Origin of the sequence: Streptomyces sp. WELS2, assembly GCF_013870595.1 — a bacterium.
Lineage (GTDB): Bacteria > Actinomycetota > Actinomycetes > Streptomycetales > Streptomycetaceae > Streptomyces.
Genome location: NZ_JACBWZ010000302.1, coordinates 1 through 6,907, shown reverse-complemented (window position 1 = coordinate 6,907; position 6,907 = coordinate 1). Strand labels below are relative to the sequence as shown.

Annotated in this window: 6 protein-coding genes; 2 read left to right on the top strand and 4 right to left on the bottom strand. The window is 73.0% G+C overall.

Going from position 1 to position 6,907, the window contains the following annotated elements; translation table 11 throughout:
* The 4 genes from H5J33_RS18475 to H5J33_RS18460 all read right to left on the bottom strand — a co-directional run.
* Positions 1-771: PucR family transcriptional regulator ligand-binding domain-containing protein (locus tag H5J33_RS18475; RefSeq protein WP_181796040.1), on the bottom strand; the 771-nt coding region annotated here is incomplete at its 3' end.
* Positions 772-818: 47 nt separating this feature from the next.
* Entirely contained in the window at positions 819-2,069 is a 1,251-nt protein-coding gene (locus H5J33_RS18470; RefSeq protein WP_181796041.1) for an aspartate aminotransferase family protein, read from the bottom strand.
* Between the two features lie 29 nt (positions 2,070-2,098).
* Positions 2,099-2,941, bottom strand: a complete 843-nt coding sequence (locus H5J33_RS18465; RefSeq protein ID WP_181796039.1) for a nitrilase-related carbon-nitrogen hydrolase — start codon at positions 2,939-2,941, stop codon at positions 2,099-2,101.
* A 172-nt stretch (positions 2,942-3,113) separates the two neighbouring features.
* Positions 3,114-3,365 carry a helix-turn-helix domain-containing protein gene (locus tag H5J33_RS18460; RefSeq protein WP_181796038.1) on the bottom strand — a complete coding sequence of 84 codons (252 nt, stop codon included), beginning with the start codon at positions 3,363-3,365 and terminating at the stop codon, positions 3,114-3,116.
* 79 nt (positions 3,366-3,444) lie between these two features.
* Between H5J33_RS18460 and map the strand changes: the two genes are divergently transcribed.
* On the top strand, positions 3,445-4,212 hold the full coding sequence (map, locus tag H5J33_RS18455) for a type I methionyl aminopeptidase (RefSeq protein ID WP_181796037.1): 768 nt from the start codon (positions 3,445-3,447) through the stop codon (positions 4,210-4,212).
* Positions 4,213-4,382: 170 nt separating this feature from the next.
* Positions 4,383-6,907: ATP-dependent Clp protease ATP-binding subunit (locus H5J33_RS18450; protein ID WP_181796036.1), on the top strand; the 2,525-nt coding region annotated here is incomplete at its 3' end.

The window sequence follows — 6,907 nt, the reverse complement described above, 5'->3', positions numbered from 1 at the left end:
GCCCCGGTAGCCGCACAGCAGCAGCCGGCCCCAGCGCTCGCCGCGTCCGCACAGCTCGGCCCGGATCCAGCCGTCGCCGGCGGTGCCTCCCCCAGTGCCTGAACGGCCTGTGCGGTGCCCCCATGCCTGCCGGGCGATCCGCTCCCAGTCGCGCAGCACGTCGTCCACCGCGGAGCGCTCCCCCGCCGTGCCGAGGACGCGGTGGGCGAGGTTGGTGACGACGACCGGGCAGCCGCTGTGCACGGCGATCTCGTCCAGGAGCCGCTGGAGCGGGACGCCCGCGGTGATGAGGGCGGTGAGCTCGGTGCGGACGGTCTCCGAGAGGCTGACGGCGGCGAACTTGCGCCTGACCAGCCGGGACTGGACCTCTTCGGTCAGCTCGGCGAAGGGAAAGGGCCGGTGCAGGACGACCATCGGCAGTCCGCAGCGTTCGGCGGCCCGGCGCATGGCCTCGGGCGGCGCCGGGAAGGCCCGGCCGAGGCCGAGCACGACGGCGGCGGCCTCCGCCCGGTGCAGCGACCGGATGTACTCGGCCTGTCCGGCCTCGTCGCCGGCGAGCAGGACACCGGTGGTGAGCACCATCTCGCCGCCGCTGAGCATCACTCCGACGTCGGCGGCCTCGGCGACGTGCACCCAGCGCACCGGCCGGTCCAGCCGGTCGGCGCCGGCCACCACCTCGGGTTCTCCGGCGAGCACCCGCTCCAGGCCGAGCACCCGGCGGACGGACAGGGCGGGTTCCCAGCCGTGCCGGGACTCCGGGGCGGTGGTCATGGCCGTACCCCCGTTCTCTCGTGCGGGACGGGCTCCGCGGCGCGTCGTCAGTGAAGGCTCCCGAGCGCGTCCTCGAGGATCGCCGCGCCCTCCTCGGCCTCGGCGACGGTGAGGGACAGCGGAGGGGCGATCCGCAGGGCGCTGCTGTCGTGTCCGCCGCCCTTGCCGATGAGCAGTCCGCCCTGGCGGGCCGCCTCCAGCACGGTGGCGGCGGCCTGCGGGTCGGCCTGGTCCGTGCCCGGCTTGACCAGTTCGACGCCGATCATCAGCCCGCGTCCGCGCACCTCGCGCACCGCGGGCAGTCCGGCGGCGGCCGCCCGGAGCCGTTCGATGAGCAGTCCGCCGACCCGCCGGGCGTTGCCCTGGAGGTCGTGTTCGAGGAGGTAGGTGAGGTTGGCGAGGCCCGCGGCCATGGTGATCTGGGTGCCGCCGAAGGTGGAGATGCTGTTCGCGTCCAGGCAGTTCATGATCTCGGCGCGGGCGACGACCCCGCCGATGGACATGCCGTTGCCGATGCCCTTGGCGAAGGTGAGGATGTCCGGCGGGCCGCTGCGGGCGTGTGCCTGCCAGCCCCAGAAGTGGTCGCCGGTGCGGCCCCAGCCGGTCTGCACCTCGTCGGCGATCCACAGGATGCCCTGGGCGGCGAGGACTTCGCGGAAGGCCGCGAACAGTCCGTCGGGCGGCGAGGTGAACCCGCCGACGCCCTGGACGGGTTCGGCGATCAGCGCGGCCGGGGGCCGGGTGTGGCCGAGGACGTCCTTCAGGTCGGCCACACAGGCGTCGATGAACGCGCGGTCGTCGAGGTGGGCGAAGGGGCCCCGGGTGCGCACGCCGCCGTGGACGTACAGGGTCTGGACCGGGGAGAGGGAGGTCGGGGACCAGCCGCGGTTGCCGGTGATGCCGACCGCGGTGAAGGAGCGGCCGTGGTAGCTGTTGCGCATGGCCAGCACGGTGTTGCTGCGCCGGTGGGCGGTGGCGAGCAGCAGGGCGGTGTCGTTGGCCTCGGTGCCGGAGGCGGTGAAGAACACCCGGGCGTTCGGGATGCCGCTCAACCGGGCGATGCGCTCGGCGAGTTCGACCATCGGCCGGTTGAGGTAGAGGGTGGAGGAGTGGACGATCCGGCCGGCCTGCCCGGTGACCGCCTTGGTCACCTCGGGCAGGGCGTGCGCGGTCATCGTGGTGAGGATGCCGCCGAAGAAGTCCAGGTATCTGTGGCCGGCGGAGTCCCAGACGTGGCGGCCCTCGCCGTGGGTGATCTCGATCGGGTCGTCGTAGTAGAGGGCGAGCCAGTCGGGCATGACGGCGCGGTGGCGGGAGTAGAGGTCGTTCACGGCCGCACCAGCCCTTCGTAGGCGTCGGGGCGGCGGTCGCGGTAGAAGGCCCACTGCCGCCGCACGTCCTCGATGAGGCCGAAGTCCAGGTCGCGCACGAGGAGTTCCTCGCTGCTGTCGCTCGCGGCCTCGCCGACGAACTGTCCGCGCGGGTCGACGAAGTAGGACGTGCCGTAGAAGTCGTTGTCGCCGTACTCCTCCTGCCCGACCCGGTTGATGGCGGCGACGAAGTACTCGTTGGCGACGGCCGCGGCGGGCTGTTCGAGCTGCCAGAGGTGGGCGGACAGGCCCCGGTGGGTGGCGGACGGGTTGTATACCAACTGGGCACCGTTCAGCCCGAGTTGGCGCCAGCCCTCCGGGAAGTGGCGGTCGTAGCAGATGTAGACGCCGACCTTGCCCACGGCGGTGTCGAAGACGGGCCAGCCCAGGTTGCCGGGTTTGAAGTAGTACTTCTCCCAGAAGCCCCGGACCTGCGGGATGTGGTGCTTGCGGTACTTGCCGAGGTAGCTGCCGTCGGCGTCGATCACGGCGGCGCTGTTGTAGTAGAAGCCGGACTGCTCGACCTCGAAGACCGGGACGACGAGCACCATGCCGGTCTCGCGGGCGAGGTCCCGCATGCGGCGCACGGTCGGGCCGTCGGGCACGGGCTCGGCCCAGCGGTAGTGTTCCGGCTCCTGGACCTGGCAGAAGTAGGGGGCGTTGAAGACCTCCTGGAAGCCGATGATCCGCGCGCCCCGGCGGGCCGCCTCGCGGGCGTGCTCCTCGTGTTTCGCCACCATGGACCCGGTGTCGCCGGTCCAGGTGGCCTGGACCAGAGCGGCGCGGACGACGTTGGTCATGAGCTGCTCCCTCGACACGACGCCAGAGCCTCTACGCCCGTAGAGCAGGCGGTAGAGGGACGAACGTAAGCCTCCGGACGGTCCTTGCCAAGACCATCGCCGTCAAAGCGCGGAGTCGATCACGTTTCACACTCCGGTGGCGGAGCCGGTCACCGGGTGGCGGGCGGACGGCTCAGACGGGCACCAGGGCGCACCGCGCCACCAGCTCGTCCATGGACAGGCCGAGGGCCTGCGCGAGCGCGGCCACGGTGAAGAACGCCGGTGTGGGCGCCCGCCCCGTCTCGATCTTGCGGAGCGTCTCGGCGGAGACGCCCGCCGCGGCGGCGACGTCCGCCATGCTCCGGTCGCCGCGCGCCTCGCGCAGCAGCCGCCCGAGCCGCTCACCGCGGTCGCGCTCTTCGGGAGTGAGAGGGGTACGCACCATGCCCCCCATTCTGCCCCCGGTCACCCGTTTCCCGGCCCGCCGGGCGTCACCCAATTAAAATACCGGTATAGTAATTGGCATGGTGGAACTGAAGACCGAAACGTCGATCGACGCGATGCACGCGGCCGGCCAGGTGGTCGCCCGCGCCCTGACGGCCGCACGGCAGGCCGCGCGCGCCGGTGTCACGCTGCTGGAGCTGGACGAGGTGGCCCGGGAGGTGCTGCGCGAGGCGGGCGCGACCTCGCCGTTCCTCGGCTACCGCCCCTCCTTCGCCCCGACCCCCTTCCCCGCGGTGATCTGCGCCTCGGTGAACGACGCGATCGTGCACGGCATCCCGACGGACTACCGGCTCCGCGACGGCGACCTGCTCTCCGTCGACTGCGGCGCCGTGCTGGACGGCTGGGCGAGCGACTCGGCGATCAGCTTCGTGGTGGGCCGCCCCCGCCCGGCGGACGTGCGGCTGGTCGAGACCGCCGAGCGGGCGCTGGCCGCGGGCATCGCGGCGGCCGTCGTGGGCAACCGCATCGGGGACATCGCGCACGCGGTCGGCCGGGTCTGCCGCACGGCCGGCTACGGCATCCCGCAGGGCTTCGGCGGCCATGGCGTGGGCCGCCGTATGCACGAGGACCCCGAGGTCCCGAACGAGGGCCGCCCCGGCCGCGGCCTCCCGCTCCGGGCCGGGATGGTCCTCGCCATCGAGCCCATGCTGATCGCGAGCGGCAAGGACGGCTACCACGAGGCCCCCGACGGCTGGACCCTGCGCACCGACGACGGCTCCCGCGCGGCCCACGTCGAGCACACGGTGGCCATCACGGAACAGGGCCCCCGCATCCTGACGGCACGGTAAGCGCTCGGGCGGCTGCGGCCGCGACGCACCCGCAGCCGCCGCCCGGACCCGGGAACCTCCCTCCCCGTAGGCGGACATGCCCGACGAAAAGGATCGTGTCATCGTGGGCATGAGCGGCTCCCAGCCGGTTACCCGGCGGAGCCAGTCGTCAGCGAAGGAAACGCAACGCCATGACCAACGGCTACCCTCCTGACCCGTTCGGTGACTTCCTGGCCCGCTTCTTCGGCGGATCCGTCGGCGGGGCGCCACGTCACATCGACATCGGCCGCCTGCTCAGCCAGCCGGCCCGGGAGCTGGTCAGAGGAGCCGCCCAGTACGCCGCCGAGCACGGCAGCCGGGACCTGGACACCCAGCACCTGCTGCGCGCGGCCGTCTCGTCGGAGCCCACCCGGAGCCTGCTGAGCCGGGCGGGCGCGGACCCGGACTCGCTCGCCTCGGAGATCGACGACCGGGCGGGTCCGGTACAGCACCCGCCGGGCGAGGTCCCGCCGCCGACCTCGCTGTCCCTGACCCCGGCCGTCAAGCGGGCCCTGCTGGACGCGCACGACATGGCGCGGGCCAGCGGCGCCGGGTACATCGGCCCGGAGCACGTGCTCAGCGCGCTCGCCTCGAACCCGGACTCGGCGGCCGGGCACATCCTGCACGCGGCCCGGTTCCAGCCGCGCTCCATGCCGCCGGAGGCCCCCGAGGGCACACAGCCCCGCCCCGAGCGGCAGCGGCCCACCGGCACGCCCACCCTGGACAAGTACGGCCGTGATCTGACCGAGCTGGCCCGGCAGGGCCGGATCGACCCGGTGATCGGCCGGGACACCGAGATCGAGCAGACCATCGAGGTGCTGTCCCGGCGCGGCAAGAACAACCCGGTGCTGATCGGTGACGCGGGCGTCGGCAAGACGGCGATCGTCGAGGGGCTGGCCGAGCGCATCGCCGACGGGGACGTGCCGGACGTGCTGGCCGGGCGCCGGGTGGTCGCCCTGGACCTGACCGGGGTGGTGGCCGGCACCCGGTACCGGGGCGACTTCGAGGAGCGCCTGAACAACATCGTGGAGGAGATCCGCGACCACTCCGGCCGGCTGATCGTCTTCATCGACGAGCTGCACACCGTCGTCGGCGCCGGGGCCGGCGGCGACAGCGGCGGGATGGACGCCGGGAACATCCTCAAGCCCGCCCTCGCCCGGGGAGAGCTGCACATCGTGGGCGCGACCACGCTGGAGGAGTTCCGCCGGATCGAGAAGGACGCGGCGCTGGCCCGCCGCTTCCAGCCGGTCCTGGTGCCGGAGCCGACGGTGGAGGACACGATCGGCATCCTGCGCGGGCTGCGCGACCGGTACGAGGCCCACCACCAGGTCCGCTACACCGACGAGGCGCTGATGGCCGCCGTGGAGCTGTCGGACCGGTACCTCACCGACCGGCGGCTGCCGGACAAGGCGATCGACCTGATCGACCAGGCCGGCGCCCGGGTCCGGCTCGGCGCCGGCACGAAGGGCACGGACGTGCGCGCCATGGAGCGCGAGGTGGAACAGCTGGCCCGGGACAAGGACCAGGCGGTCGCCGACGAGGACTACGAGCAGGCCAAGCAGTTGCGCGACCGGATCACCGGGCTGAAGCAGCGGATCGAGGCGGCCAGCGAGGACGGGAAGGCCGACGAGGGGCAGCTGGAGGTGACGGCGGAGGCCATCGCCGAGGTGGTGTCCCGGCAGACCGGCATCCCGGTGAGCCGGCTGACCGAGGAGGAGAAGGAGCGGCTGCTCGGCCTGGAGGAACACCTGCATCAGCGGGTGGTCGGCCAGGAGGAGGCGGTCGCCGTGGTCTCGGAGGCGGTGCTGCGCTCCCGCGCCGGGCTCGCCGGCCCCGGCCGGCCGATCGGCAGCTTCCTCTTCCTCGGCCCGACCGGCGTCGGCAAGACCGAGCTGGCCCGGGCGCTGGCGGAGGCCCTGTTCGGCAGCGAGGACCGGATGGTCCGGCTGGACATGAGCGAGTACCAGGAACGGCACACCGTCTCCCGGCTGGTGGGCGCCCCGCCCGGGTACGTCGGCCACGAGGAGGCCGGGCAGCTCACCGAGGTGGTGCGCCGGCACCCGTACTCGCTGCTCCTGCTGGACGAGGTGGAGAAGGCGCACCCGGACGTCTTCAACATCCTGCTCCAGGTGCTGGACGACGGCCGGCTCACCGACTCGCAGGGCCGCACGGTGGACTTCAGCAACACGGTCATCGTGATGACCAGCAACCTGGGCTCCGAGGCGATCACCCGGCGCGGGACCGGGATCGGGTTCGGACCGGGTGGCACCGAGGCCGACGAGGAGGCGCGGCGCGAGCGCATCCTGCGGCCGCTGCGGGAGCACTTCCGGCCGGAGTTCCTCAACCGGATCGACGAGATCGTGGTCTTCCGGCAGCTCACCGGCGACCAGCTGCGGCGGATCACCGATCTGCTGCTGGAGAGCACCCGGCGGCTGATGGAGGGGCAGGGCGTGTCGGTGGAGTTCACGCGCGCGGCCGTGGACTGGCTGGCCGAGCGCGGCTACCAGCCCGAGTACGGCGCCCGGCCGCTGCGCCGCACCATCCAGCGCGAAGTGGACAACCAGCTGTCCCGGCTGCTGCTGAACGGCACGGTCTCCGAGGGCGGCCGGGTCACGGTGGACGTCGCGGACGGGCGGCTGGACTTCCGCGCCGGTCAGGCGGCCCCGCCCGCATCGGA